This is a genomic window from Azonexus sp. MM2026_4 (assembly GCF_055901855.1).
On sequence record NZ_CM148380.1, the window covers coordinates 2,004,005 to 2,025,620 of the forward strand.

Consider the following 21,616-nt stretch of genomic DNA (forward strand, 5'->3'; position numbering starts at 1 on the left):
CTCGGCTAACGAATGAGGCCCCCGCGCGCGTCTTTCATCAGGGTCCGGGCAAAAGCCCAAGATGACCGGTTGTAGTACCGCAGTCCTTCACCTTCTCGCACCGACACGGCAGGAATGGATGAATCGCAGGAAAACAGGATCAGGAATGAAACGATAAAAATTCAGAATGCCGCTTGCGGAAAACGGGGAAGCCCTTGTAGTTATAGGTAAGGGGCGCTGCGCGGCGGTTTATCGCGCAGCGTCCAGCGACCGAAGGGAGCGGCCTTGACCGCAGTGTTAGGTTTCTCTTGTGAGACCTAGTTTGGCAAGGATTTCTAGCTTCTTCAAATAGGCGGCCATATTTGTTTTGCTGTCTGTTGGTACACAACCATCGTTGTAAAGATAAATCCGGTCACCTGATGCCTCGCCGCTGTAGGCCAATTTGTTTGCGACAGCCGGGCCAATGCCCTGCAACTTTGCTGAGACCGGAAACTCCTCGTACTTGATGTACTCGCCAGTGTTGAACCCAACAGGTTTGTACTGGCGATTCAAGACAACCCAAGAACCGTCAGCTTGCTTTTGAATGCAATACGGGAAATAGACTGAACGGAAATCTGTTGAAACAGACATGGCAAATCCTTTCTTGAGAAACCTAACGTCTGAATTCACCGGCCTGCGCGGCTTTTTGCGCAGGTCCGGTGGAATGATGGGTTGGGCCTCTACTCGAAATCAACGTAGGTGTTCCCTTTGTGCTGGCTAATGGAGAGCACAGCCTTAGCCTTGCAGCCCTCGCACCAAAAGTGAATCTTGAGGCCGTGCCTCCTTGCGCTGGGGTTTCCCTCAAGCGAGGTGTCGAAGGTTGCACTTCCATCTGCGACGACCACATGGACGCCATGCGTTGCGTCCTCTCCACACTCGAAGACTTCGACTCGATCATGGTGCAGGTAGTTGAAACCGCATGACGGGCAAAGCAATTCGGCGCCACTGCCTTCTTGGTATTGGTCGAACTTGGGAATCATGTTTCCTCCAGTAGATTGGGGAGCCTACTTCTGATCGAATTGCACAGCGGTCTTGATGGCCGTGACGCCGGCATACACCTTCGTTCCGCTCAGAATGCAGACAACGAGAACAAATGCAGCGGCTGAAATGTAGCTTAGCCTTCCCTCTCGTATCGCCTCAATGGCTTGGTCAATACCCATCGTGAAATGGACTGCTACCCCGGCAAGAAGAAAGGGCGAGACGCCGGCGGCAAGGCCGAGAAGCAAAGCTCTGATTGATTTCATAGTGGGAGATGAGCGGAACGGGATGATTGAGAGGCCCAACGTTAAATGTGGAACCTAACCAACGGAAAACAATCCGTCTTATAGGCTGCATAAAAAACCAGATTCATGTTGTTTCAACGACTTGGCAGTTTTTAGGGGGGCGTTGCTTAAACACCACGAAACCTTCCTTGCAGCAGCCTCTTTGCACTACTGTCCCTGGCCGCTTGAACATGCACGACAGCATAAGGACGGCGGATCGTTATGTCGAGTGGGTGGGACGATTCGTGGCTTTCATGGGCCTCACCATCCGAGGGGGATGGGGCTGACGAGTTTCGGAAAGTTGGAAGCCGGCCACGGCTCCCGTTTACTGCTTCAGGCAGCGTTCGAGAATGCATGGCTTGTCACGCTTCCAGCCGCTTCGTCGTAATCGGTGGCATCGGCTGGTCAAGTGCTTGCTCGCGGCTGGCGGCTGGCGGCGGCCGCTTGACGTGCCCTTCTCAGTCTTGATTCCGTGTCACCGTATCGCGAAACCTGGCCAGCGCAATGGCGAAGAAGATTGCACCGATGGCGGTCATCGCTGCAAGGTCCTGCCAGACGATGTCGAGGCCGGCGCCACGGTAAAGGATGCCCTGGGCGAGGCGGACGGAATCGAAAAAGCGAGCCAGGCCCCTTTTTCCCCTTTCCCCACCCTTTTCCCGCCGGACTTGATGCGCAATGCGACGCGCCGCGGGTGTTTGGGCTGGACGAACAGGGGCGTCGGTTCAGGACGAGGTCGCCAGGCGGGCCTTGCGCCGCGCCGTGAATTCCCACCAGGGGCGCGGCGGCCCGCCATCGACGAACGCGACGACCGACATGAAGACGTCGATCACGCAGGGATCGTGGCGCTGGCCGGTGATGTCGCACAGGCGCCGGTACATCGCGAACGGGCACTGCCCGGCCAGTTCGCCGGGCGACGGGTAACCCAGCAAGCGCAAATCCGCCGCCAGCGCCGGCCCGACATTGGGCAAGTCGGTGAATTTGCGCACGCTGGCGCGGTTGACCTTGGCCGGGTTCATCTTCCCGTTCGTCTCAGCGGATGTCGGGATTCTGCCGCTGGGCGCAGGCCAGCAAGTCGTCCGCCAGTTGCGTCCTGCCTTGCCGCGCGAAATGGCGGCTCATCTCTGCCAGCGCCACCGGGTCGCCCAGTTGTGCCGCCCGCCAGCGCAGGGAAGTGACCATGGACTGCGTCGATTCCGCCACCGGCGCGCCGTCGTAAGCCGAGGTGGCGGCGAGCAGCTCGGCCAGCTTGGCGTAGCCGGAGGGAATTTGGTGCTTGAGCAACCAGGCGATGACCGGCTGCGCCGCCTCCCAGTCTTCGTCGTCCAGCGCCGCACTCGCCAGGCGCGCCGCGGCCCGCCAGTGACCCCGCGTGGCCGCCTCGACGTAGGCCATCTCCTGCCCCTGCCCGCGCGGCTTGCCCAGCGCCAGATCGAACCATTCCGCCGCTTCCGCCGACGGCGGCGGCAGATCGAGCGGATGGCAGACAAAGTCCGATTCGGGAAAACGCGCCGCCGGCGTGTTCACCCAGGAATACTGCTCGCGCAAGGCTTCCTGCAGCACCTGCTCCTGCTGCGCCGGCGAAATCTCCTTCTCCACCCATTCGGCACGCGCCTGCCGCAACGCCGGTTGCGCCTCGGCCGCGCGGGCGCTGGCTGCCGCTTGGCGCTTCTGCGCCTCGCTATCCTCGCGTTCGGATACCTGGATACAGGCCGCGAACTGGTCCGCTTTCGCCTTCCAGCATTGTTCCGGCACCTTGACCCGATAGATGCCCCACAGGGTTTCCAGCACATAGTCGGTGACGCCCGGCCGGGCAACCAGGCTGGCCCGCCCCCGTTTGTCGGTCATCCCCTGCTTCAGGACCGTACCGTCGGGCAGCAGCCAGCGATAGACATAGGCCAAATGACCTTCGCCGATCTGCAGATAAGGCGCCGCCTGGGCGCTGGCCCCGAAAATCCCGAGAAGCAGCCCGCACGCCGCCCGTCGCTTCCGCCATTCGTTTCTCGCCTGCATGGGCGAATTCCTCCGCTGATTTCCAGTACCGGCCGGGCAACGGAAGTTCAGGCTTGATCTCTCAAGCGGGCGCTTCCGCCCGCGGCCGGAAAGCCCAAAAGCATAATCAGCCGCCAGAACGATGTCGAGGGAATCATGCGCCAAGAGGCAGGCGCGCCGCCCGGAAGGACGGAATCAGCCGGCTCAGGGCCGCGCCACGCCGTCCGCCGTGACCTGTACCACCGGCACGCGGGCCCTCCGGGCCGTCAGTTTCGGGGCTAGGCCGTCGGCAAACAGGCCGAGGAAGGTCAGGCGCGGCACGACGATTTCCGTGCAACCCAGCTCTTCGGCGAAGTTCAGGATGCCGCGCACCGTTTCATCTTCCCGGCAATGCCGGTGAGCGGCAATACCGGCCGCGGCGAGGCTGGCGGCAGCCTCGGCGAGGAAGATGGCGGCGCGCTCCTCGAAGCGCTGGCGGATTTCCTGCTCGCTATGGAAGCGCAGCACCTCCCACTGCCTGGGCAGCTCGATGACGGTCAGGAGATGGACTTCCAGCGTCGTTCCCGCCGCGCCGCAGCGAATCGCGTATTGGATCGGCCAGCGGCACTCGGCGGTCGCGTTGACCGGGATCAGGAGCTTGCGCAACGCGTTGGCGGGCGCGGGAGACAGTGCTTTCATGACCGACAGATTTCCCATCTCATTTCCTTTCCGGATCGACCGCAGGCGAGCTGCGGCTTGCCCTGGCCGCCTCGTCCAGAGCGCGACGGATGCGACGCAGGAAAAACGGCCCCGCCGTCAGCAGCAACAGCGGCAAGGCGAAGAACCATTGGGAAAGAAAGGCCGGCAGGGGCGCGTCGGCGCCGTCGGCGGGACGCAGCAGGTAGCTGACCAGGACAACGGCGGCAACGATGCCGAGGCGTTCGATGCGATCGAACTCCGCCCCCCGGACCGTCGCCAGCAGCGCCGGCCATTCCCGTACCGGCCAGGTGCGCAGGCGGGGAAACACCTGCACCAGCAGCCACTGCAGGTGGGGCGAACGCAGGATCGGGCCGGCGGCAGGCATCGCTCAAAGCGCCTGGAAGGCGATAATCGCCACGCAGGTGGGCGGCAGCGCGGCGAGCAGCAAACCGAGCGGGCTGACCGACTCCTCGTCGAAACTCGACTTCAGGATGGCGACGCCGGCCGGATTGGGGGCGTTGGCGATGATGGTCAGGCCGCCCCCGGTCACCGCGCCGGCAACGATGGCGTACTTGAACTCGGCCGAGACGCCTTCGACCAGCGAGGCCAGGTAAGTCAGCGCCGCGTTGTCGGTGATCGCCGTCAGCGCGGTGGCCAGGAAATACAGCAGGGTCGGCTCGACGCCGGTGAGCGTGTCCTGCAACCACCACTGCTGCAATCCACCGAGGACGACCAGCCCGGCCAGGAAGAAGGCGACCAGCAAGCCCTCGCGCAGGATCAGGCGGTCCTGGTAGCTCTTGTAGGCCTCGGTGTAGCCGAGGAAGAACAGGAACATGCCCATGAACACCGCCGGATGATGGGCGAAGAGAACGACGCCGACCAGGAACAGCAGGTGCACGCCGGCCACCGTCCGGGGCATCCGGGCATTGCCGGCAGTCCCATCGGGCTTGCCCTTGGCGGCCAGTTCCCGGCGGAAGAACCAGGTCAGCGCGGCAGCGTTCAAGACGACGGCGAAAGCCGCCTTCCAACCGAAATGGGAGAACATGAACAGGCTGTCCCAGCCCCACTTGCCGGCCACCATGAGGACGGGCGGCGCGGCGAAATTGGTCAGCGTGCCGCCGATCGAGATATTGACGAAGAGCATGCCGATCGTCGCGTACTTGAGGCGGTTGCTGAGGCCCTGGCTGAAATAGCTGTCGCGCAGCATCAGCGCGGCCAGCGTCATGGCGGCCGGTTCGGTGATGAACGAGCCGAGCAAGGGCACCGCCGACAGGCACAGGAAGAACACGGCAACCGCGCGCGGTATCGGAATCATCGCCGCCAGCAGGCGGACGATGCCCATCACCGTATGCAGGATCGGGCGGCTGGCGGCGATCACCATGATGACGAAGACGAACATCGGCTCGGTGAAGTTGCGCCCTTCCAGGTAGGCGACGGCGGCGTCCTTGCCGGACAGGAAAACCAGCGTCGCGACCAGGATGAAGGCCCAGAAGCCGAACACCACCTCGACTTCGCCCAGCAGATGCCAGAGCCCGGCATGGCGCGGCTGGATGTGCGCCAGGTGGGCGAAGAACTTGGTCGAAAAGGTATGCACGACCGCCACCGCGAAGATGACGGCGGCGATGATTTCGGTGGAGGAGATGACTGAGCTTGGCATGGTGACGATACTTGGCGGGTTGCATGCACTATAGCGCTCTGCCGGTGCGGACATAATTCGGGAGGCGCTTAGTCGAAACCGCTACGGGTTTCACGTATTACCGGTATACGGAAGCATGCGGCACAATTGACGCATGACCTTGCCCCGCCTGCCCCAGCTCGCCCGCAGCCCGCTCCTGACCTACATCGGCTTCGTCCTTGCCTATGTCGCGCTCGATGCGACGAGCTTCATCCACCCGCTGCACGGACTGAACATCACGCCCTGGAGTCCGGCCCCGGCGCTCGGCCTGGTTTTCCTGCTGCGACGCGGCAAGCTGGGCCGGTGGACGCTGCTGGGCACGGTCGTGTTCAGCGAGTTCATCGTCCGCGGCGTTCCCCTGAGCTGGTGGACGAGCCTCCTTTCCGCCCTGGTCCTGGCCTGCGGCTACGTCCTGCTCGGCGAATTCCTGCGCCGCCGGCTGGCGCTGTCCGACCTGCTCGACGACCGCGCCTCGCTGCTCAACTGGCTGGCGCCAATCGCCATCGGCACCTTTTCGATCAGCCTCGTCTATCTGAGCAGCCTGCGCCTGCTCGGCCTGCTGCCGGCGGGCGACTGGCTGGATGCGGCAATCCGTTTCTGGGTCGGCGACGGCGTCGGCATCGCCGTCGCCATGCCCCTGTTCTGGTGGCTGAGCAGCGAGCGCGGCGTCGCCCTGCTCAAATCGGCGCTCAGCCAATGGGAGACGCTGGGCTATGTCGGGCTCAGTTTCGTGATGCTCTGGCTGGCCTTCGACGTCGGCGGTCACAGCGGCTTCAAGCTCTTTTACCTGCTCTTCCTGCCCATCGTCTGGGCATCGGCCCGCCAGGGCATGACCGGCGCCATCATTTCCGCCTCGCTGCTGCAGGTCGAGGTACTCGCCGTCGTCCAGCTCTTCGACTACGACCGGGTTCCGCTGGCCGAACTGCAGCTCCTGTCGCTGGCGATGGCGCTGATCGGCTTCTACATCGGCGCCGTGGTGGACGAGCAGAAACGCACCAGCGAAGAACTGAAACAGACGCTGCGCCTGGCCGCCGCCGGCGAAATGGCCGGCGCCCTGGCGCACGAACTGAACCAGCCGCTGACCGCCCTCGACGCCTACGCGACGGCATGCCGGATGCTGAGGGAGCGCGGCGAAACCGGCGAGCGGCTCGATCTGGCGATCTCCGGCATGCTCACCGAGTCCGAACGCGCCGGCAATGTCGTGCGCCGCCTGCGGGACTTCTTCCGCACCGGCGCGACGACGCTCGAAAACATCCCGCTGGCGGCACTGATCGAGCAGGCCACGCCCTATTACCTTGAAAAGGCAGGCAAACTGGGCGTCGAATTCCGCATTGCCGGGCTGCCCGCCGCCAATCTACTGGCCGACCGCCTGCAACTCGAAGTGGTGCTGCGCAACCTGCTGGCCAACGCCTTCGACGCCGCGCAAGCCGGCGAACGGCGACCGATGACGGTCACCCTCGCCGCCACCGCCCTGCCCGGCGGCCGGGTGCAGATCGTCGTCGAGGACAGCGGCAACGGTTTGTCGGACAGCGACGCCGCCCGCCTCTTCGAACCCTTCCAGTCCACCAAGTCGAGCGGCCTCGGACTCGGTCTGGTGATCAGCAAATCGATCGTCGAAACCCACGGCGGTACACTCTGGGGCGAAGTCGCCGATCACGGCGTGTTCAAGATCATTCTGCCGACCCACGAAACCCAGCCATGACCGACAACCTCACCGTATTCATCGTCGACGACGACGCCTCGGTCCGCGACGCGTTGAGCCTGCTGCTGGCGGTCAACGACTATCGGGTCGCGGTCTTCGCCGACGCCGAAAGCTTTCTCGCCGCCTACAAGCCGGACTGGCGCGGCTGCCTCCTGCTCGACATCCGCATGCCGGGCATGGACGGACTGGCGCTGCAGAAACGGCTGGCCGGGATCGGCAGCATCCTGCCGGTGATCATGATGACCGGGCACGGCGACGTCGCCTCGGCCCGCGAAGCCTTCCGCGCGCTGGCCCTCGACTTCCTGGAAAAACCGCTCGACCACCGCAAGCTGCTGAACGGCATCGCCGAAGCATTCGCCCGCCAGCAGGCGCTGGCGATTGCCGAAACGGGGCAGTCGCAACTGCAGAAGCTGCTGGCCAGGCTGACCCCGCGCGAGCGCGAGGTCATGGACTACACCGTCGCCGGCCGCCACAACCGGGAAATCGCCGCCGAACTGGGGATCAGCCCGCGCACCGTCGAAGTGCACAAGGCGCGCATGATGGACAAGCTGGGCGTCGCCAGCGTCGCCGACCTGGTCCGCCTCAGCCTGGCCGAACCGCCGCGCCCGGAAAACGGCTGACGCCGCTTCAGTTGACGGCGCAGCGCAGGCCGTCGAAGCCCCTCGCCAGGCGCTCGCCGCCCTCCCGGCCAGCAGCATGCGGCAGATCAGCGCGCATGGCGCTCAACCCGAACGACATTGGGTGACTGAGCATCCATGAACATGTAGCACCGCCCAAACAGTGCCTTCTTTCCAAAGTCGTCAAACTTATTGTGACCGAGCGGTGTGATCAAGACCTCCGACGTGGCGAGCGCCCCCAGGTGCCGTTGATTGATCTCGGCCCAGTGCTCATCGGCAATGTCGGACAACACCAGACTTGCGACATCATGCTTGTACTGGACGAGGATATTTCCGTCCTTCATGTGCCGCGGGTGCATGTCCGGGTGCGCATGAAAGACGTTGTGCAGCGCCTGCCTTGCGTGTTTCTCTGCCTCGGCATCGCCAAGACCGTCCGGGAGGATGACCACAGTGCCATGGCCGAAGACGGCAAAGTCGCGCGAGCCGTTGCTATAGAAACGAAAGCGTTCAACGATGCGCTCAAGGGGTTGCGCTATCTCCGGCTGCCAATCCGGCACGGGAGGAAACTGTCCGGACGCTTCCGGCGGCGCTTGCTTCTGCTTGAAGAGACCAAACACAGTGAATATCTCCTGAGGGCTAAGGTGCCGGATTTGCGGCTTCCGGAGCGGCAAAGCCGCTGCGGGCACCTGCCGGCAGCGCTGGCAGACGGTCCGTCTCGACCGGCCGGCTAGGCACCGCCATAGACCGTTCCCGATGGTTTCCAGCCCACGGTCCCCCAAGCTTCCGCCGGTTGAAACAGTTGGATTCCGGCATTTACCAGAGGCTCCACGAATTGCGCGACTTCCAGAGGAAGGGTTTCCACCGCCTGCACTCGACTGCGGCTGTCGCCAAGCTCCACCCAGAAGGGATACTGCGGAAACTCTTCATCATCCGACCGACAGACCTTCACGGAAGCGTTGGCGGCGTAGCCAATGAAATAGCACGCCTCGGGAGGGTAGTTTGAACTCTCTCGCTCTTCGACTTGTGTAAGCCCAAGAGACATGAAGACGCGCGACGCGAATTCCCGGGTTTCAGCGGTACCCTGCAAAAGGCGGGCGAATAGGACGAAGTGCATGTGTGCGTCCCTCGGATCAGGAATGAAACGATAAAACTTCAGAACGTCGCTTTCGGAAAACGGGGAAGCCCTTGTAGACAAAGCTCAGGCGCAGACAAAAGGCGCAAGCCTTTTGGACGTCGCCTAGAGTGCCTGATTGGGCGCGCTATTCCGGCTGGCAAGGCAAGCTCTTGAGAGTACCGTCCTCTTGAAAATCCTTTCTCACGCAGTCCTTCTCTTCGTATTCATGCCCATTAAACGCGAGCGTGACCCAATATTGCGAGACCGCGTTATAACTGTAATGGAGGAGGTCGCTATACCCATTGGTGCTCGTCGGTAGTACGCCAACACCATCACTACCGTCCTTGAACACCATTCGATAGACAGGACGTCCCGTTTCTACCGACGAGCTCACAAACCAATAGCGAAAGAGATGGGCTCCATAGAACGCCATACAGAACGGCTTCAGTGCAGGCCGAACGAAGTAAGCGGGTGACTTATCGCCATTCAGTGAAACACGGGAAACTGAGAATAGCGCCGCTTCTTGTCCTTTCTTGAGGTGCTCCTCTTGCATGCACTCATGGAGGATTCGTCTGTCGTTTGAATCCTCTTCGCGAAGGACGAACTGAATTAGTCCAGGTGGCGCCGAAATCGTCTGCTCCAGCCCAGTTTCCGTCTCCGACCAGAAAACTGGCTCGACCGCGCCTGCGCACTGGGCCCACATTAACAAGAGAACGCAGTAACGCATCATTCGATGCGCCCAGCGCCCAAGGTACGCGGCGCCGGAGCCCGATAGGGCGAAGGGTACCGACACCGGCCATGAAAATGGCGAAGCCATGGCCAGTGTCGGCGTCCGCTTGAGCGACCCGTTAGGCGCGGAATTTTTGGATTTGCTCTTGTGCATCACTTTTGGTAAAGCTTAGCTCTACTTTTTAACGCGGTGCTTCCGCTGGTATGCCTTGCATTCGTCTTCGGCCGTTCTGGAGCCGGTAATGTCCAAGCCTGCATAGATGCCGCATGGTCGTTTGTAAGCCACTTCTGGATTGAGGTTCCAATACGGAGGCTCAGGGCTGCAGATGTAGACCTCTTTAACATGCCAGCCCTGGGCCATTTTTTGGGCGACAACCCATAGCATTTTGTCCAGGTTCTCGTCGCAATTCTGTGCCTTGCTCCAGTCCATTCTCTTGCCCTCTTCCCCAAGAAGGCCGCCGACCAGGACGGCCCATTCGGAGTCTATGTTCAATTTGTCCACCTTGAACCGAATGGATTGACCTGCCTGCAGCTCTACGGCAGGGCGTATAGAGTCAAGAAACTCTTTTCGTTCTTCTCCATTTAGGGCGTAGGAGAAGCTGGATGCAAGTATCAGCAGTAGAGCGCACGTGGCTTTTCGCATGTGCATGTATTGGCCTAACGAGGTCACCGGCGCTGCGCGGCTTTGTCGTGCAGCGTCCAGCGACTGAAAGGAGCGAGGTTGAGCGCCAGATTTCATTACGACTGATGGCTCACTCACCTTCCCATTCCTTTCTTACTTTTTGGTCGTAGTCTGGGTCTTCTAATTCGAAAGGCTGTGCCGTCCAACCTTGATCTGTATTCAGATAGCTTTGAGCCCTATACGGGAATTTTTCAATGACTTGCGAAATGGCTTGATCCAACTCGCTTTTTTTCCACCAAACGGTTCCACACTCGCCGCAGCCAAAAAAAGTTTGATTTGGGGAATCTTCAACCTCGCATACCCAACCGCTACAGGTTTTTACAGGACATCTAATGTTTTTGCTCACGGACCCCCCAAGGATGAAAGCTAACGCAGGAAATCACCGGACTGCGCTGTTTTTTTGCGCAGGTCCGGTGGATTGCAGGTTTGGGCGGCTAGTCGCCATAGCGCTCCACCATAAGACCAGCGTCGCTGGCGCTCGACAGCATTGCAATCTCGGGACCAACAGCATCTTCCGGTCGAAGTGACACGAAAAGCGTTGTTCCATTGGAGAAAGCAAATTCCAACTGCCCCCCTTCAATTCGAATGACCTTCACCAGTTTTCGTCCGATGAGTTGGCAAATGCTGTCTTAGAAGCCGGAATCAGACGGCGAGAGGATGCCCGCTGGGGATGAGACTCGGAGTTGTAAATAGACGGATAGCGTGAGCTGCCAAAGGACGAACTGAACGCACTCATGAACAAACCGTACCTCCGACACCGCTTCTGCATGGGTAAGGCACTCATAGGCCGCAGCGTCCGTGGACCGCAGAATTAGGGGCCATTTCATGCCGCGCGCCCCTTTGACGACGACCGTAGTGTCGGAAAAACCAGCAATGCCGCGAGTAAGACAAGAAACAACAGCACGAACAGCTCGCCGTCGGCCGCGATGTAGGACGCCTCTCCGTCGGTCTTGAACAGCCAGCGCAGGAATGGCGGAAGGCTCGGATACCAAAATCCCAAGCGCCAAGATGCGGCAGACCAGGCAAGCGTAACGAGCCCCCCCGTGGCCGAGGCAACGGCGACCAAAACGAACACCGACCGTACAGCCCCATGTGTGAGTTGGAACGCGGCAAAGAATACGGCGCCAAGTACCAAGGCTATCGCGTCGCCAGCCAGGCCGCCAGACAAAGGAAGAGCAAGCGACCACGCGACGCCAGCAACAACGGCAAGCACGAAGAACGATGCGCGGGATGCAAAGAGGTTCATGACCCTTAACGAATAGCGCCTATCCGCCGACGCGGACGAGTTTGAAGAAGGCATAAAGTCATATCGGCGGATAAACCTCGTTGGAGTGGACCGCCGGACGGGCGATGCTTATGGGGATTGTAAGGGGGGCTTTTCCGAAGTCAATCGCATGGCATGAAACAAGGCCGTGGATTGATGCGCGCCAGGCATTACGGTGAGAGGGTTCGGGAGAAGCAAACCGACCCGAGCGTGCTTGCGCATCTGCTCGGGGATCACTCGGCAGGCCGCAAGGCGAAACCTTCGGAGAATGCCCTGGCCATCCGCTGGAGAAACAGTCAGCAGGAGCTTGATGCCGCTTTCATGGCGCTCCTCGGGCCGTTGCTCCGGGCTGCGGCGGCCGCGTGGCGGCAAACGCGCCTCACCCCTGATTCCGCGTCACCGCATCGCGGAACCTGACCAGCGCGATGACGAAGAAGACGGCGCCGATGGCGGTCATCGCGGCAAGGTCGCGCCAGACGATCTCTAGGCCGGCGCCACGGTAGAGGATGCCCTGGGCGAGGCGGACGAAGTAGGTGGTTGGGGCAGCCAGCATCAGGTCCTGCACCGCCTGCGGCATGCTTTCACGCGGCGAGATGCCGCCGGAGAGCATGAGCAGCGGGATGATGCAGAGGATGACGAGGAGGCCGAACTGCGGCATCGAACGGGCGAGCGTGCCAAGAAAGATGCCGATCGACGCGGCGGCGAACAGGTAGCAGGCGGCGGCGGCGAGGAAGAGCGGCAGCGAGCCGGCGATCGGCACCTGCAGCACGCGCTCGACCATCACCGCTAGCGCGAAGGCGACGCCGAGCAGTACGGCCAGCCCGTTGGCCCAGATCTTGGCGAGCATGATCTCGAACGGGGTGAGCGGCATCACCAGCAGGTGCTCGATGGTGCCGTGCTCGCGTTCGCGGATGAAGGCGGCGCCGACCAGGATGATGGTGAGCATGGTGACGTTGTTGATCGCCTCCATGACGCCGCCGAACCAGAAGCCCTTGAGGTTGGGGTTGAAGCGGACGCGGGTCACGAGGCGCACCGGGCCGGCGCTTTCGTCGCGCGTGCCGGTGAGGTATTCGTTGATTTCGCCGAGCGTGATGCGCTTGATATAGGTGGCGCCGATGAAGGCCTGGCTCATGATCGTCGCGTCGATGTTGAGTTGCAGGTCGGGCACCTTGCCGGCGCGCAGGTCGCGCTGGAAGTTGGCGGGGATGACCAGCGCGAAGTTGTAGCGACCGGCGTCCAGCCCGGGGTCCATGGCGGCCAGTTCGATGCGCTCCGGCGGCCGGAAGAAGGGCGGGTAGAAGGCATCGACGAGGCGTTGCGAAAGCGGCGAACGGTCTTCGTCGACAACGGCCAGCGGCGCGTTGTGCAGTTCCTGCGAGACGCCGGTGGCGGCGGTGTAGATGGCGCCAGAGAAGGCCCAGCAGATGAGCACGAGCAGGGTCTTGTCGGCCCACAGGCTCTTCAGTTCCTTGAGGCCGAGGCGGTAGATGTTGGCGAGGCTAGGCAGGCGCATGTCAATTTTCCTGCTTCTTCAGCAGCGCCACCGAGAGCGCGGTGAGCACCGGGATGAAGGCGGCCAGCGCGAGGAACTGCGGCAGCAGGTCGGTGAAGCCGAGCGCCTTGGTGTAGACGCCACGGCTGATGACCAGGAAGTAGCTGGCCGGGAAGCACTGGCCGATCCAGTAACTGGCGCCTTCGAGCGCGCCGACCGGGGTGGTCAGCCCGGAAAAGCTGACGGTGGGCAGGATGGTCAGGATCGCGGTGCCGAACAGCGCGGCGATCTGGGTCTTGGTGAAGGTCGAGATGAGCAGGCCGACGCCGGTGGTGGCGATGACGTAGAGCGTGGCGCCGACGGCGAGCGCGGCGAAGCTGCCCTTGATCGGCACCTGGAAAACGACTTGCGACTGGACGACGAGCAGCAGGAAGCTGATCAGCGACACGGCGATGTAGGGCAGTTGCTTGCCGAGCAGGAATTCGAGGCGCGTTACCGGCGTCACGTAGAGGTTGGTGATCGAGCCGAGCTCCTTTTCGCGCACCACGCCGAGTGCCATCAGGATGGCGGGAATGAAGACGAGGAGGATGGGAATCACCGCCGGCACCATGGCGTAGATGCTCTTGACGTCCTGGTTGTAACGGAAGCGGGAGACGATGTTGACCGGGTAGGCGCTGGCGACGCCGGTGTTTTCCAGGATCAGGCGCTGCACGTAGAGGAGGTGCATGCCTTCGGCGTAGCCGCGCACGGTTTCGCCGCGGTAGGGCATGGCGCCGTCGACCTGGAGGCCGACTTCCGGCCAGTGGCCGCGCCGCAGGTCGCGCCCGAAGCCGGGCGGGATATCCACCGCCAGCGCCAGTTCGCCGTTGCGCAGGCGGCGGTCGAGGTCGGCGTCGTCGCGGATCGGCGGGCGTTCGATGAAGTAGCGCGAGCCGGCGATGTTCTCGATGTAGGCGCGGCTTTCCGGCGACTGATCGCGGTCGAGCGCGGCAAAGCGCAGGCCTTCGACATCGAGCGAGATGCCGAAACCAAGGACCAGCATGAGCAGCGCCGAACCGAGCAGGGCGAAGGCAAGGCGGATCGGGTCGCGGCGCAGTTCCAGGGTTTCGCGGTAGGCGTAGCCGAACAGCCGGCGCCCGCTGAAGAAACTGCGTGGCTTGCGATCGACTACGGTTTTTGGCCCGCTTTCCGCGTCGCCCTTGGACGGCGCTTCTTCGGCGGCTGGCGCGCGGGCGCCGGTGGCCTCTTCCAGGTAGTCGATGAAGGCGGCTTCCAGTGTCGCCGCGCCGCGCTGCGCGACCAGGCCGGCCGGGGTGTCGCTGGCCAGGACGCGGCCGGCGTGCATCAGCGAGATGCGGTCGCAACGTTCGGCCTCGTTCATGAAGTGGGTCGAAATGAAGATGGTGACGCCCTGCCCGCGCGACAGTTCGACCAGCAACGCCCAGAACTGGTCGCGGGCGACCGGGTCGACGCCGGACGTCGGCTCGTCGAGGATCAGCAGTTTCGGTTCATGGACCACGGCCACCGCCAGCGACAGCCGCTGCCGGATGCCGAGTGGCAGGTCGGCGGCGGCCTGGTCGGCGTACTCGGCAAGGCCGAAGCGTTCGCTCAGTTCGGCGATGCGGGCGATGCGGCGGGCGTCGGGCAGGTGGAAGAGGCGGGCGTGCAGGTCGAGGTTCGCAGCCACTGTCAGCTCGCCGTAGAGCGAGAAGGACTGCGACATGTAGCCGACCTGCTTGCGCGTTTCCAGGTCGCGCGCGTCGACCGGCCGGCCGAACAGCTTGGCCTGCCCTTCCGTGGGCGGCAGCAGGCCGGTCAGCATCTTCATCGTCGTCGTCTTGCCGCAGCCGTTGGAGCCGAGGAAGCCGAAGATCTCGCCCCGGCCGATGCGGAAACTGACGCGGTCGACGGCGGTGAACTCGCCAAAACGCTGGACCAGGCCGTCGGCTTCGATCGCCCAGTCGTCGCCATCGGCGACGCGCGGCGGGATGACCAGTTCCCGGTGCGCCTGGCGGCGCGCCTCGGGCAGCAGCGCGATGAAGGCGGCGTCAAGCGTCGCCTGGCCGGTGCGTGCGCGCAATTCGGCCGGCGCGCCGGTGCCGATGACGCGCCCGGCGTCCATCGCCACCAGCCAGTCGAAACGCTCGGCTTCCTCCATGTAGGCGGTGGCGACGAGCACGCTCATGCCCGGCCGACGGGCGCGGATGCGGTCGATCAGCTCCCAGAACTGGCGGCGCGACAGCGGATCGACGCCGGTCGTCGGTTCGTCGAGGATGAGCAGGTCGGGATCGTGGATCAGCGCGCAACAGAGGCCGAGCTTCTGCTTCATGCCGCCCGAGAGCTTGGCCGCCGGACGCTCGGCAAACGGCGTCAGGCCGGTGGCGGCAAGCAGTTCGGCGATGCGCCGAAGACGCTCGTTTTTGCTCTGCCCGAACAGGCGACCGAAGAAATCGATGTTCTCGAACACCGACAGCGTCGGGTACAGGTTCTTGCCCAGGCCTTGCGGCATGTAGGCGATGCGCGGCTGGGCGGCGGCACGGAAGCGGCGGTCGCCGATATTGCCGCCGAGTACCTCGACCTGCCCCGACTGGATCTTGCGCGCCCCGGCGAGCAGGGCCAGCAGCGACGACTTGCCGACCCCGTCGGGGCCGATCAGGCCGACCATGCAGCCAGCCGGCAGGCTGACGTCGACGGCGTCGAGCGCGGCGACGGCGGCGTAGCGCAGGCTGACGCCCTGCAGGCGGGCGACCGGCGCGGCGTCCATGGCGCCCTACTCCGCGGCGGGTTGCAGGGCAGCCGGCCAGGCGACGCCAGGGTCGAGCCGGACGTAGCCGACGCCGGGCATGCCGCCCTTGGCCAGGTCGCGGTGCGCCGCCAGCCAGGCCGGATCGGCGCGCAGCTTGACGCGGAACATCAGCTTTTCCCGCTCGCTGCGCGTTTCCACCTCGCGCGGCGTGAATTGCGCCTGCGGCGCGACGAACACGACGCTGGCCGGGATCGGCTGCCCGGGCAGGGCGTCGAGAACGATCCGCGCCTCGGCGCCCAAAGCCACCTGGCCGGCGGTTCCGGTCGCCAGGTAGATGCTCATGAACATGTCGTCGAGATTGACCAGGGTCAGCGCCTTGCCGCCCGCCGCCAGCACCTCGCCCGGTTCGGCCAGGCGGTAGAGGACGCGGCCGCTGACCGGCGCCTTCAGCTCGCTGTCGGCGAGCGTCGCCTGCAATGCCTCGACCCGCGCCTGCGCCGCCAGCACCGCCGCTTCGGCCTCGCCGACCTTGCCCTGCGCCTGCGCCATGCCGGCGCGCGCGCCTTCCATGCCGGTGGCGTCGCTGTCGAGCTTGTTGCGGCTGATGAAGCCACGGCCGACCAGTTCTTCCGAGCGCAGCAGCGTCTTGCCGGCCAGACTGACGTCCGAGCGCGACTTGCGCACGCCGGCCTGCGACTGCGCCAGCGCCTGCCGCGCCTGCTCGACCTGGGCCTGGGCGGCGCGCAACTGGGCCTGCAGCTCGTCGGCGTCGAGCCGACCGACCACCGCGCCAACCTCGACGCGATCGCCCTCGCGCGGCAGCAGCTCGCCCAGACGCCCGGCCAGCTTGCTGGCGACATCGACTTCGGTCGCCTCCAGCCGGCCGTTGCCGTCGACAATGCCGGCGGGCAGGCCGGTCGGACGCTGCAGGGTGAAATAAAGGGCGACGGCAACGGCGGAGGCTGCCAGGAGGACAAAAGCCAGAGGCTTGATGAAGCGGTTCGGTTTCATGAGACACCCCGAATAATTAATGACCAATCGGTCACTATTTGCTTCGATTATAGGCCGGGCGGCAACCGCCGGCCAGCCGCAGGAATCAATCCCGGGGCGGCGAAAAGATCAGCCAGGCACCGCCGAGCGCGGCGAGCAGGGGAATTTCGAAGAGGAAGGGATAGTGCCAGGCGAGCGCAACGCTGGCCCCGACGAGGAGAAGATAGAGCAGGATGCGCAAGGCGGCTCCGGTCGGTGGGTGGCGGGTCCGGTGAGATTCGAACTCACGATGGGTTTCCCCACGCCGGTTTTCAAGACCGGTGCATTCAACCGCTCTGCCACAGACCCGTTAGCGGCCGGCATGATAGCACAGCGCTCCGCTGGCGGGCGGCGATGATCATCGCATTTGAAACTTCTCCCGCTCTCGGCTAGTCTTAACCCTCGTCACAACCAGAAACGGAGCTTTTCCGACCATGACCACCAATTTCGAAGTCGCCCGCCAGGGTGCCGGTACTTACGCAACGCAGCAGAACCGCGTGCTGCGCAATACCTACATGCTGCTCGGTCTATCGATGGTGCCGACCGTGCTCGGCGCGCTCGCCGGCATCCAGATGGGCTTCTCGTTCTTCGCCGGCAGCCCGCTGATTTCCTTCGTGCTGTTCATGGGCATCGCCTTCGGCTTCATGTGGGGCATCGAGAAGAACAAGGATCGCGGCCTCGGCGTCGCCCTGCTGCTCGGTTTCACCTTCTTCATGGGCCTGATGCTGTCGCGCATCCTGCAGTTCGCGCTCGGCTTCTCCAACGGCGGTTCGATGATCGCGCTGGCGGCCGGCGGTACCGGCGCCATCTTCTTCGTGCTGTCCTCCGTCGCCGCCACCAGCAAGCGCGATTTCACCGGCATGGGCAAGTTCCTGTTCGCCGGCGTCATCCTGGTCCTGCTGGCCATCGTCGCCAACATCTTCTTCCAGATTCCGGCGCTGTCGCTGGCGATCTCTGCAGCCGTCGTCGGCATCTTCTCGGCCTACATCCTGTACGACATCAGCCGCATCGTGCAGGGCGGCGAGACCAACTACGTCTCCGCCACGCTGGCTGTCTATCTCGACGTCTACAACGTCTTCGTCGGCCTGCTGCAGTTGATCATGGCGCTGACCGGCGAACGCGACTGAATTCGGCCCACTGCGGGGCGAGGGCGGCTGCGGCCGCCCTTTTTCATGGCCGCTCGAAAAGGGCGATCGACTCGACGTGGGCGGTGTGCGGGAACATGTTGACGATACCCGCCGCCGCCAGCCGGTAGCCCTTGAGCGAGACCAGCACGCCGGCGTCGCGGGCGAGCGTCGCCGGGTTGCAGGAGACGTAAACCAGACGGCGTGGCGCATCGGTAGCGAGCGCCTTGCACAGTTCGAGCGCGCCCTCGCGCGGCGGGTCGATCAGCATCTTGTCGAAACGGCCGAGCCGGGCGAGCGATTGCTCGGTGCACTCGAACAGGTTGGCAACGCCGAATTCGACCTGTTTGCCGAGGCCGTTGGCGATTGCCGCCTCGCGGCCGCGGGCGACCAGTGCCGGACTGCCTTCGATGCCGACCACCGCGGCGCCGCTGCGGGCGATCGGCAGCGTGAAGTTGCCCAGCCCGCAGAACATGTCGGCAATCCGCTCGCCCGACTGCGGATCGAGCAGGCGCAGGGCGCGGCGGACCATGACGCGATTCACCGCGTGGTTGACCTGGGTGAAGTCGGTCGGCCGGAAATCGAGTTCGAGGCCGAATTCGGGCAAGGTGTAGGAAAGCCGCGGCCCGGGCAGCGGATGGAAGCGCTGCGCACTGTCCGGCCCCTTCGGCTGCAGGTAGATCACCACGGCGTGACGGTCGGCAAAGGCGCGCACCGCTTGCTCGTCACCGGCCGTCAGCGGCGCCAGAATGCGAAAAACCAGCGTCGTGCAGTGTTCGCCGACGGCGACCTCGATCTGCGGCAGACGGTCGGCAACGCTCAGCCCGCCGATCAGCTCACGCAGCGGCATGAGCAGGTCGGAAACATGCGGCGGCAGCACCAGGCAACTGTGGATGTCGGCGATGTAGCTGCTGCGCCATTCGTGAAAGCCGATCAGCATGCCACCGCGCGATTCGATCTTGCGCACGCCCAGCCGCGCCCGGTGCCGGTAGCCCCAGGGGGCGCCGTGGATCGGCGGCAGGATGGTTTCGGCGCGGACGCGGCCGATATGCCACAGGCTGTCTTCGAGCACCCGTTGCTTGGCGGCAATCTGCGCCGACGGCTCCATGTGCTGCATCGCGCAACCACCACAGATGCCGAAATGCGGGCAGGCCGGCTCGACCCGCGCGACCGACGGTTTCAGCACTTGCACCAGGTGCGCCAGTTCGTACTTCGGCTTGCGCCGGAAACTGGCGTATTCGACCGTCTCCCCGGGCAACGCCCCGTCGACGAAGATGGCCTTGCCGTCCTCGCGAACGATGCCGCGGGCTTCGTGGTCCAGCGATTCGACTTTCCCGATCGGCACGGTCGCCTCCATAAAAGCGCGAATTCTATCAATCGGGTATATTTGGCGCCATGGCTCGCGAACTGATCGAATCCTGGACCGACTACCTGACCGCCGTCGACCGGCTGCTGCCGCTCGTCACGCGCCAGCTCTGCATCTACGACGACGACCTGACGCGGCTGGGCCTGGAGAACAGCGCCCGCCAGGAACACCTGAGCCAACTCCTGGTAAACGCCAAGGAGCCGCCCCTGCGGATCGCCTTGCGTGAAGGAGCGCACTTCCAGACCCAGAACCCGCGTCTGCTGCGTCTGCTGAGCCCGTGGATGCACCGGGTGGAAGTGCGACAGACACCACCGGATCTGGCCCACTTGCGCGACGGGATGATCATCATCGACGCGCGACACGCCCTTATCCGCCTGGAGAAAAACCTGCCACGCAGCGTCCTGCTGATCGACGACACCCTCGGCGTAATGCCATATTTGGAACGTTTCGAAGAAATCTGGCAGGCCTCTCGGAAAAACTTGCTGCAAACACCGCTCGGACTGTGACATTTGCGTATTGCGCCGCGCTGCAGCATTTTTTTTGCGCTATAATTTTCGGCGGTTCGGTGTAAACCGACCGAACAAATCTATTCGGATTTAATTGCTTCTTGTCGATAAGGAAATCTCATGAATAAGTCCATTCTCGCCGCCGCCCTGCTCGCCCTTGCCCTGACCGCTTGCGGCAAAAAGGAAGAACCGGTTGCCGCCGCTCCGGCCCCGGCTCAAGAACAAGCTGCTGCCCCGGCTGCTGCCGCTCCGGCTGCTGCCCCGGCTGACGCTGCTGCCGCTCCGGCCGCCGCTGCCCCGGCTGACGCTGCTGCCGCTCCGGCCGCTGCTGCCGTTGTTGACGCCGCCAAGGCTGCCGTTACCGAAGAAGTCAAGAAGTAATCTTCCTGATCAGGTAACGAAAAACGGGGCTTCGGCCCCGTTTTTTATTGTCCTGCGCGCAGCGGACGATGCCGCCGCGCAACAAGTACAGGCTACTCCAGCTGCTGTTGCAGCAAGCCCAGAATCTTCTTCGCCGTCTCCGACTTGTCGGTACCGCCTTCGCTGCTCAGGATCTGGACAGTGGAACTGCCGCCGCCATCCTCGACATGGATACGGAACTGTTCGCGCGAAACCGCCGACTTGTCGTCGCTCTTCCAGAAGGCCAGACGCGACAGCAGGCCGTCGCTCTTCTTGCTGGCATTGTCCCGCTCGGGATCGACGTAACGGACGAAATAGATGCCACGCGAACGATCGCGGTCTTCGACGGTGAACCCGACACGGTCGAGCGCCAGGCCGACACGGCGCCAGGCGCGGTCGAAACGATCGAAGACTTCAAGCTTGCCGCTGCCGTCGTCAGCCCGCGTCAGACGCGCCCGCGGCTCGGTCTTGGCCGTCGTCAGCGCAGCTTCGGCACGTTTTTCCTCGGCGCCCAGACGGACCATCAGGCGGCGCAGCATTTCCGCTTCCAGTTCCGGATCGGCGGCACGCGGCTGCCAGCGGGTGTCTTCCTTGGCCGACGAGGTGTAGACCTCTTCCATCGCCCGGTGGCTGATGTAGATCTCGGTCGTGCCCGGTTGCGCTCCCGGTTCCAGGCGGGTGCGGAACTTGTCGCGCTCGCCGCTGGAATAGAGGGAATCGACGATACGGCCCAGGGTGTTGCGGATGATGTCGGACGGAATCTTGGCGCGGTTTTCCGCCCAGTCGGTTTCCATCACGCCGGCTTCCGGACGTTCGATATTGACGATGAAACCGGTTTCCTGCCAGAACTCCTTGATCGGGTCCCACAGCGCATCCGGTGCCGAGCTGACGACCAGCCAGCGCTGGCTGCCGGAACGCTCGACGCGCACCTTATCCACCTTGGGCAGCACCACCGACTGCCCGGCCTGGGCTTCCGGCGTGCGCTCGGCAGCGTAGGCCGAGAACGTGGCCGAGCCCTTGCCGGCATCGTCCGGCACCAGGTAGCGGTCGTCACGACTCAACTGGGTCAGATCCGGCGGCACTTCGAGGGTGGGTACCTTGGCCGCCGACTTGTATTCGATCTTGCGCGATTCCGGCATGATGTTGCCGCTACAGCCAGCCACGGCAACCGCGACCAGACAGAGGGTGAGGCCGGAAATCCGATGATTCATTGTCTTCATGCTT

At 63.6% G+C, this 21,616-nt stretch carries 25 protein-coding genes and 1 tRNA gene; 5 read left to right on the forward strand and 21 right to left on the reverse strand.

Features of this window, described 5'->3' with window-relative positions; translation table 11 throughout:
• Positions 1-276 precede the first annotated feature (276 nt).
• The 7 genes from AC0KWY_RS09330 to AC0KWY_RS09360 form a co-directional block, all read right to left on the reverse strand.
• Complete coding sequence (locus tag AC0KWY_RS09330) at positions 277-609, reverse strand: hypothetical protein (RefSeq protein ID WP_474029371.1); 333 nt, start codon at positions 607-609, stop codon at positions 277-279.
• 89 nt (positions 610-698) lie between these two features.
• Positions 699-998 carry a hypothetical protein gene (locus AC0KWY_RS09335; RefSeq protein ID WP_474029372.1) on the reverse strand — a complete coding sequence of 100 codons (300 nt, stop codon included), beginning with the start codon at positions 996-998 and terminating at the stop codon, positions 699-701.
• 1,004 nt (positions 999-2,002) lie between these two features.
• On the reverse strand, positions 2,003-2,296 hold the full coding sequence (locus tag AC0KWY_RS09340; protein ID WP_474029373.1) for a helix-hairpin-helix domain-containing protein: 294 nt from the start codon (positions 2,294-2,296) through the stop codon (positions 2,003-2,005).
• A 13-nt stretch (positions 2,297-2,309) separates the two neighbouring features.
• On the reverse strand, positions 2,310-3,290 hold the full coding sequence (locus AC0KWY_RS09345; RefSeq protein WP_474029374.1) for a hypothetical protein: 981 nt from the start codon (positions 3,288-3,290) through the stop codon (positions 2,310-2,312).
• Positions 3,291-3,473: 183 nt separating this feature from the next.
• Positions 3,474-3,947 (reverse strand): universal stress protein, encoded by a 474-nt coding sequence (locus tag AC0KWY_RS09350; protein WP_474029375.1) that lies wholly within the window; start codon positions 3,945-3,947, stop codon positions 3,474-3,476.
• Positions 3,948-3,966: 19 nt separating this feature from the next.
• Positions 3,967-4,332 (reverse strand): hypothetical protein, encoded by a 366-nt coding sequence (locus AC0KWY_RS09355; protein WP_474029376.1) that lies wholly within the window; start codon positions 4,330-4,332, stop codon positions 3,967-3,969.
• Positions 4,333-4,335: 3 nt separating this feature from the next.
• Positions 4,336-5,604, reverse strand: a complete 1,269-nt coding sequence (locus AC0KWY_RS09360; RefSeq protein ID WP_474029377.1) for a putative Na+/H+ antiporter — start codon at positions 5,602-5,604, stop codon at positions 4,336-4,338.
• Positions 5,605-5,737: 133 nt separating this feature from the next.
• Between AC0KWY_RS09360 and AC0KWY_RS09365 the strand changes: the two genes are divergently transcribed.
• Both AC0KWY_RS09365 and AC0KWY_RS09370 read left to right on the forward strand, forming a co-directional pair.
• Positions 5,738-7,324 carry an ATP-binding protein gene (locus AC0KWY_RS09365; protein ID WP_474029378.1) on the forward strand — a complete coding sequence of 529 codons (1,587 nt, stop codon included), beginning with the start codon at positions 5,738-5,740 and terminating at the stop codon, positions 7,322-7,324.
• Positions 7,321-7,944: a response regulator transcription factor gene (locus AC0KWY_RS09370; RefSeq protein ID WP_474029379.1), complete on the forward strand. Its 624-nt coding sequence runs from the start codon at positions 7,321-7,323 to the stop codon at positions 7,942-7,944. The genes AC0KWY_RS09365 and AC0KWY_RS09370 overlap by 4 nt, the downstream gene beginning before the upstream one ends.
• Positions 7,945-8,030: 86 nt before the next feature.
• Here the strand turns inward: AC0KWY_RS09370 and AC0KWY_RS09375 are convergent, their stop codons facing one another.
• The 12 genes from AC0KWY_RS09375 to AC0KWY_RS09430 all read right to left on the reverse strand — a co-directional run bounded on the left by AC0KWY_RS09375 (position 8,031) and on the right by AC0KWY_RS09430 (position 17,306).
• A complete protein-coding gene (locus AC0KWY_RS09375) occupies positions 8,031-8,558 on the reverse strand; it encodes a hypothetical protein (protein WP_474029380.1) in 528 nt (175 codons plus the stop codon).
• 110 nt (positions 8,559-8,668) lie between these two features.
• Complete coding sequence (locus tag AC0KWY_RS09380) at positions 8,669-9,055, reverse strand: hypothetical protein (protein ID WP_474029381.1); 387 nt, start codon at positions 9,053-9,055, stop codon at positions 8,669-8,671.
• A gap of 145 nt (positions 9,056-9,200) precedes the next feature.
• A complete protein-coding gene (locus AC0KWY_RS09385) occupies positions 9,201-9,938 on the reverse strand; it encodes a hypothetical protein (RefSeq protein WP_474029382.1) in 738 nt (245 codons plus the stop codon).
• A 21-nt stretch (positions 9,939-9,959) separates the two neighbouring features.
• Complete coding sequence (locus tag AC0KWY_RS09390; RefSeq protein ID WP_474029384.1) at positions 9,960-10,544, reverse strand: hypothetical protein; 585 nt, start codon at positions 10,542-10,544, stop codon at positions 9,960-9,962.
• Positions 10,537-10,812 carry a hypothetical protein gene (locus tag AC0KWY_RS09395; RefSeq protein ID WP_474029385.1) on the reverse strand — a complete coding sequence of 92 codons (276 nt, stop codon included), beginning with the start codon at positions 10,810-10,812 and terminating at the stop codon, positions 10,537-10,539. The genes AC0KWY_RS09390 and AC0KWY_RS09395 overlap by 8 nt, the downstream gene beginning before the upstream one ends.
• 88 nt (positions 10,813-10,900) lie before the next feature.
• Positions 10,901-11,062: a hypothetical protein gene (locus tag AC0KWY_RS09400; protein WP_474029386.1), complete on the reverse strand. Its 162-nt coding sequence runs from the start codon at positions 11,060-11,062 to the stop codon at positions 10,901-10,903.
• A 227-nt stretch (positions 11,063-11,289) separates the two neighbouring features.
• The gene (locus AC0KWY_RS09405) at positions 11,290-11,712 is read right to left on the reverse strand and encodes a hypothetical protein (protein WP_474029387.1); all 423 of its coding nucleotides are present in this window, start codon (positions 11,710-11,712) and stop codon (positions 11,290-11,292) included.
• A 397-nt stretch (positions 11,713-12,109) separates the two neighbouring features.
• A complete protein-coding gene (locus AC0KWY_RS09410; RefSeq protein ID WP_474029388.1) occupies positions 12,110-13,243 on the reverse strand; it encodes an ABC transporter permease in 1,134 nt (377 codons plus the stop codon).
• A 1-nt stretch (position 13,244) separates the two neighbouring features.
• On the reverse strand, positions 13,245-15,986 hold the full coding sequence (rbbA, locus tag AC0KWY_RS09415; RefSeq protein ID WP_474029389.1) for a ribosome-associated ATPase/putative transporter RbbA: 2,742 nt from the start codon (positions 15,984-15,986) through the stop codon (positions 13,245-13,247).
• 6 nt (positions 15,987-15,992) lie between these two features.
• Positions 15,993-16,979 carry an HlyD family secretion protein gene (locus AC0KWY_RS09420; RefSeq protein WP_474029390.1) on the reverse strand — a complete coding sequence of 329 codons (987 nt, stop codon included), beginning with the start codon at positions 16,977-16,979 and terminating at the stop codon, positions 15,993-15,995.
• Between the two features lie 85 nt (positions 16,980-17,064).
• The gene (locus AC0KWY_RS09425) at positions 17,065-17,199 is read right to left on the reverse strand and encodes a hypothetical protein (protein WP_474029391.1); all 135 of its coding nucleotides are present in this window, start codon (positions 17,197-17,199) and stop codon (positions 17,065-17,067) included.
• A gap of 19 nt (positions 17,200-17,218) precedes the next feature.
• Positions 17,219-17,306: transfer RNA gene (locus AC0KWY_RS09430), tRNA-Ser, on the reverse strand.
• A gap of 125 nt (positions 17,307-17,431) precedes the next feature.
• Here AC0KWY_RS09430 and AC0KWY_RS09435 point away from each other — a divergent pair.
• A complete protein-coding gene (locus tag AC0KWY_RS09435; RefSeq protein WP_474029392.1) occupies positions 17,432-18,124 on the forward strand; it encodes a Bax inhibitor-1/YccA family protein in 693 nt (230 codons plus the stop codon).
• A gap of 43 nt (positions 18,125-18,167) precedes the next feature.
• Here the strand turns inward: AC0KWY_RS09435 and rlmD are convergent, their stop codons facing one another.
• On the reverse strand, positions 18,168-19,466 hold the full coding sequence (rlmD, locus tag AC0KWY_RS09440) for a 23S rRNA (uracil(1939)-C(5))-methyltransferase RlmD (RefSeq protein WP_474029393.1): 1,299 nt from the start codon (positions 19,464-19,466) through the stop codon (positions 18,168-18,170).
• A gap of 50 nt (positions 19,467-19,516) precedes the next feature.
• Here rlmD and AC0KWY_RS09445 point away from each other — a divergent pair, with 50 nt between their 5' ends.
• Entirely contained in the window at positions 19,517-19,993 is a 477-nt protein-coding gene (locus tag AC0KWY_RS09445) for a DUF7931 domain-containing protein (RefSeq protein WP_474029394.1), read from the forward strand.
• Between the two features lie 120 nt (positions 19,994-20,113).
• Positions 20,114-20,374: a hypothetical protein gene (locus AC0KWY_RS09450; protein ID WP_474029395.1), complete on the forward strand. Its 261-nt coding sequence runs from the start codon at positions 20,114-20,116 to the stop codon at positions 20,372-20,374.
• A 92-nt stretch (positions 20,375-20,466) separates the two neighbouring features.
• Here AC0KWY_RS09450 and bamC read toward each other — a convergent pair whose 3' ends face one another.
• Positions 20,467-21,603 carry an outer membrane protein assembly factor BamC gene (gene bamC / locus AC0KWY_RS09455; protein ID WP_474029713.1) on the reverse strand — a complete coding sequence of 379 codons (1,137 nt, stop codon included), beginning with the start codon at positions 21,601-21,603 and terminating at the stop codon, positions 20,467-20,469.
• Between the last annotated feature and the right edge of the window lie 13 nt (positions 21,604-21,616).

Bases quoted from the DNA above. Each gene is read 5' to 3' on its own strand.
- rbbA (WP_474029389.1), bottom strand. From the start codon at position 15,986: ATGGACGCCGCGCCGGTCGCCCGCCTGCAGGGCGTCAGCCTGCGCTAC.
- AC0KWY_RS09405 (WP_474029387.1), bottom strand. From the start codon at position 11,712: ATGAACCTCTTTGCATCCCGCGCATCGTTCTTCGTGCTTGCCGTTGTT.
- AC0KWY_RS09420 (WP_474029390.1), bottom strand. From the start codon at position 16,979: ATGAAACCGAACCGCTTCATCAAGCCTCTGGCTTTTGTCCTCCTGGCA.
- AC0KWY_RS09345 (WP_474029374.1), bottom strand. From the start codon at position 3,290: ATGCAGGCGAGAAACGAATGGCGGAAGCGACGGGCGGCGTGCGGGCTG.
- AC0KWY_RS09445 (WP_474029394.1), top strand. From the start codon at position 19,517: ATGGCTCGCGAACTGATCGAATCCTGGACCGACTACCTGACCGCCGTC.
- AC0KWY_RS09370 (WP_474029379.1), top strand. From the start codon at position 7,321: ATGACCGACAACCTCACCGTATTCATCGTCGACGACGACGCCTCGGTC.
- AC0KWY_RS09410 (WP_474029388.1), bottom strand. From the start codon at position 13,243: ATGCGCCTGCCTAGCCTCGCCAACATCTACCGCCTCGGCCTCAAGGAA.
- AC0KWY_RS09450 (WP_474029395.1), top strand. From the start codon at position 20,114: ATGAATAAGTCCATTCTCGCCGCCGCCCTGCTCGCCCTTGCCCTGACC.
- AC0KWY_RS09360 (WP_474029377.1), bottom strand. From the start codon at position 5,604: ATGCCAAGCTCAGTCATCTCCTCCACCGAAATCATCGCCGCCGTCATC.
- AC0KWY_RS09385 (WP_474029382.1), bottom strand. From the start codon at position 9,938: ATGCACAAGAGCAAATCCAAAAATTCCGCGCCTAACGGGTCGCTCAAG.
- AC0KWY_RS09350 (WP_474029375.1), bottom strand. From the start codon at position 3,947: ATGAAAGCACTGTCTCCCGCGCCCGCCAACGCGTTGCGCAAGCTCCTG.
- AC0KWY_RS09380 (WP_474029381.1), bottom strand. From the start codon at position 9,055: ATGCACTTCGTCCTATTCGCCCGCCTTTTGCAGGGTACCGCTGAAACC.
- bamC (WP_474029713.1), bottom strand. From the start codon at position 21,603: ATGAATCATCGGATTTCCGGCCTCACCCTCTGTCTGGTCGCGGTTGCC.
- AC0KWY_RS09340 (WP_474029373.1), bottom strand. From the start codon at position 2,296: ATGAACCCGGCCAAGGTCAACCGCGCCAGCGTGCGCAAATTCACCGAC.
- AC0KWY_RS09335 (WP_474029372.1), bottom strand. From the start codon at position 998: ATGATTCCCAAGTTCGACCAATACCAAGAAGGCAGTGGCGCCGAATTG.
- AC0KWY_RS09330 (WP_474029371.1), bottom strand. From the start codon at position 609: ATGTCTGTTTCAACAGATTTCCGTTCAGTCTATTTCCCGTATTGCATT.
- AC0KWY_RS09365 (WP_474029378.1), top strand. From the start codon at position 5,738: ATGACCTTGCCCCGCCTGCCCCAGCTCGCCCGCAGCCCGCTCCTGACC.
- AC0KWY_RS09355 (WP_474029376.1), bottom strand. From the start codon at position 4,332: ATGCCTGCCGCCGGCCCGATCCTGCGTTCGCCCCACCTGCAGTGGCTG.
- AC0KWY_RS09435 (WP_474029392.1), top strand. From the start codon at position 17,432: ATGACCACCAATTTCGAAGTCGCCCGCCAGGGTGCCGGTACTTACGCA.